Raw genomic sequence first — 3,846 nt, 5'->3', positions numbered from 1 at the left:
ACGTGTGTCCGTTTACGGTACGGGTTCCATAGAGATGGATGCTTAGCGGTTTTTCTCGGGAGTTTGATTACCTGCGCTATTATCCCTTTCCGAAGAAAGAGATATACTATCGGAGTTCGACTCGGGAAGTGGATTTGCCTGCTCCCCTCAACATCTACATCCTTTAACGGAGAATTCCGTTTCTCCGCGGCAGTGTCACGCCTCCGTCACCACGTCGCTCCCTATGCAAGTCACGGAATATTAACCGTGTATGCCATCGGCCTCGCCGTTCGGCTGAGCCTTAGGACCCGACTGACCCCGGGATGATTGGCATTGCCCGGGAAACCTTAGTCTTACGGCGGGAGGGAATCTCACCCTCCTTAGCGTTACTTATACCTACATTTGCGTTTCCATAAGCTCCAGCAGAAGTTATCCTCCTACATTCTACGCTCATGGAATGCTCCCCTACCGATACTTTTAATATTCATTACTATCCCGCGTCTTCGGTTCTGCTCTTATACCCGATTATTATCCATGCACGGACCTCGACCAGTGAGCTGTTACGCACTCTTTGAATGAATGGCTGCTTCCAAGCCAACATCCTGGCTGTCACCGGGACCACACTTCGTTAGACTAACTTAGAGCAAAATTCGGGACCTTAGACGGCGGTCTGGATTCTTCTCCTCTCGGGGACGGACCTTAGCACCCGCCCCCTTACTGCGTATCTGCTACCCATAAGCATTCGGAGTTCGTCAGGTCTCAATAGGCGGTGAAGCCTCTTGACCTATCGGTCGCTCTACCTCTTACGGGGATCGATACACGCGGCACCTAAATGCCTTTCGGGGAGTACGAGCTATCTCCAAGTTTGATTGGCCTTTCACTCCTACACACACCTCATCGGGAAGCTTTTCAACGCTTATCCGTGCGGACCTCCATTCCGTGTTACCGGAACTTCATCCTGGACATGTGTAGATCACTTGGTTTCGCGTCTACCCCATCTGACTTATGACGCCCTATTCAGGCTCGCTTTCACTGCGGATACGCGTCTCATGACGCTTAGCCTTGCCAGACATGGTAACTCGTAGGTTCATTATGCAAAAGGCACGCCGTCACTGCAAAAGCAGCTCCGACAGCTTGTAGGCGTATGGTTTCAGGAACTATTGCACTCCCCTTATCGGGGTTCTTTTCACCTTTCCCTCACGGTACTGGTTCACTATCGGTCTCACGGGAGTATTTAGCCTTACCGGATGGGCCCGGCGGATTCATGCGGGATTACTCGTGCCCCGCACTACTCAGGATTCTGCTATGTCTTATCTTGCTTCGAATAAGGGGCTGTCACCCGCTATGGCCGTACTTTCCAGAACGTTCCTCTCACAATTAAAGTACAATCACGCAGTCCTACAACACCATCTTTGCGTTACCACAACGGTGGTTTGGGCTAGTCCCCGGTCGCTCGCCACTACTGGGGGAATCATTCTTTTATTTTCTTTTCCTCGAGGTACTAAGATGTTTCAGTTCCCTCGGTTCGCCTCACTAAATGATTAGTGATACCTATCCAACAGATAGGTGGGTTGTCCCATTCGGAAATCCACGGGTCAAAGGTTATTTGCACCTTACCGTAGCTTATCGCAGCTTATCACGTCCTTCATCGCCTCCGTGAGCCTAGCATCCGCCATACGCCCTTAGTTACTTTCCTTAGAATATACACACCATAGATTCTTATACAACAAAAGTCGATTGAAAAGACTATGGTGGCTCGTACTTTCAGTAGTTATTTTGTCTTGATTGACTCTTTTTACTTTCAGTCTTGCTTGTATCAATATGTCAAAGATCGGGTTGTCAATTCTATATCCATCCTACATTAAGCATAATGAAGAATCAGATGAACGACATGTCGTGGAGAATAACGGATTCGAACCGTTGACCCCCTGCTTGCAAAGCAGGTGCTCTAGCCAGCTGAGCTAATCCCCCATTTCATGAGCAATGGTGAGTTATGAATGATAAAAATTTCCAAACGGAATGGCAAGAATGTAAATAAACTATTCTATTTCCCTAATCCCAAATTACACATTCAAAAGAAGTAGTCCCAGGCAGACTTGAACTGCCGACCTCCACATTATCAGTGTGGCGCTCTGACCAACTGAGCTATAGGACTGTCTGACAATCAAGAATCCGACCTTGCCACTTGATCGCTCTGCTTCTTTGTTCCTCTTACTTACCAATATCTTATCTTTACAAAAACAGCAAGCACGTACAGGAAAAGAATTCAAGATTCTAAACATACCTTAGACTCTTATCATATCGTCCTACATCATATTCATCTCTCCAGAAAGGAGGTGTTCCAGCCGCACCTTCCGGTACGGCTACCTTGTTACGACTTAGCCCCAATCACCGGTCTCGCCCTAGGCCGATCCTTGCGGTCACGGACTTCAGGCGCCCCCGGCTTTCATGGCTTGACGGGCGGTGTGTACAAGGCCCGGGAACGTATTCACCGCGCCATGGCTGATGCGCGATTACTAGCGAATCCAGCTTCGCGGGGTCGGGTTGCAGACCCCGGTCCGAACTGAGACGCGTTTTAAAGATTTGAGAGTGCTTGCGCAAACCCAGCTCTCTGTACGCGCCATTGTAACACGTGTGTAGCCCCGGACGTAAGGGCCGTGCTGATTTGACGTCATCCCCACCTTCCTCACTCCTTGCGGAGGCAGTATCCTCAGAGTGCCCGGCTTGAACCGATGGCAACTAAGGAAAAGGGTTGCGCTCGTTATGGCACTTAAGCCGACACCTCACGGCACGAGCTGACGACAACCATGCAGCACCTTCACAGAGACCCCGAAGGGCATCACCATCTCTGGATCTTTCCTCTGCAATTCAAGCCCGGGTAAGGTTCCTCGCGTATCATCGAATTAAACCACATGTTCCTCCGCTTGTGCGGGCCCCCGTCAATTCCTTTGAGTTTCACCGTTGCCGGCGTACTCCCCAGGTGGGATGCTTAATGCTTTCACTTAGCCACTGAATAAAAATATCCAACAGCGAGCATCCATCGTTTACCGTGCGGACTACCAGGGTATCTAATCCTGTTCGATACCCGCACTTTCGAGCATCAGCGTCAGTCACGAAACGGAATGCTGCCTTCGCGATCGGAGTTCCTCGTGATATCTAAGCATTTCACCGCTACACCACGAGTTCCGCATTCCCTCTTCGTACTCAAGCCATCCAGTTCGCGCTGCACATCACCGGTTGAGCCGGTACATTTCACAACACGCTTAAACGGCAGCCTACGCTCCCTTTAAACCCAATAAATCCGGATAACGCCTGGACCTTCCGTATTACCGCGGCTGCTGGCACGGAATTAGCCGGTCCTTATTCATGCGGTACATGCAATGAGGGACACGTCCCTCACTTTATCCCCGCATAAAAGCAGTTTACAACCCATAGGGCCGTCATCCTGCACGCTACTTGGCTGGTTCAGACTATCGTCCATTGACCAATATTCCTCACTGCTGCCTCCCGTAGGAGTTTGGACCGTGTCTCAGTTCCAATGTGGGGGACCTTCCTCTCAGAACCCCTACTGATCGTTGCCTCGGTGAGCCGTTACCTCACCGACAAGCTAATCAGACGCATCCCCATCCATCACCAATTAATCTTTCATCCAAATTAGATGCCTGCTTCGGATTACATAAGGTCTTAGGCCGACTTTCGACGGGTTATCCCTTAGTCATGGGTAGGTTGGATACGCGTTACTCACCCGTGCGCCGGTCGCCATCAACGATTGCAAGCAATCATCATGATGCCCCTCGACTTGCATGTGTTAGGCCTGTAGCTAGCGTTCATCCTGAGCCAGGATCAAACTCTCCATTGTAAAAAATG

At 50.2% G+C, this 3,846-nt stretch carries 2 tRNA genes and 2 rRNA genes; all 4 read right to left on the bottom strand.

The annotated features are described in order from the left end of the window. Positions 1–1,675 (bottom strand): 23S ribosomal RNA (locus JCM12259_RS12390); the annotation flags it as partial. 201 nt (positions 1,676–1,876) lie between these two features. Next, positions 1,877–1,950 (bottom strand) — tRNA-Ala (locus JCM12259_RS12385). Positions 1,951–2,060: 110 nt separating this feature from the next. Further along, positions 2,061–2,134: transfer RNA gene (locus JCM12259_RS12380), tRNA-Ile, on the bottom strand. A gap of 174 nt (positions 2,135–2,308) precedes the next feature. Continuing rightward, positions 2,309–3,838: ribosomal RNA gene (locus JCM12259_RS12375) — 16S ribosomal RNA — on the bottom strand. Positions 3,839–3,846 lie beyond the last annotated feature (8 nt).

This window comes from Hoylesella enoeca JCM 12259 (assembly GCF_000613405.1).
GTDB lineage: Bacteria > Bacteroidota > Bacteroidia > Bacteroidales > Bacteroidaceae > Prevotella > Prevotella enoeca.
The sequence above is the reverse complement of the archived record's forward strand: the minus strand, read 5'-3'. Positions and strand labels throughout refer to the sequence as shown.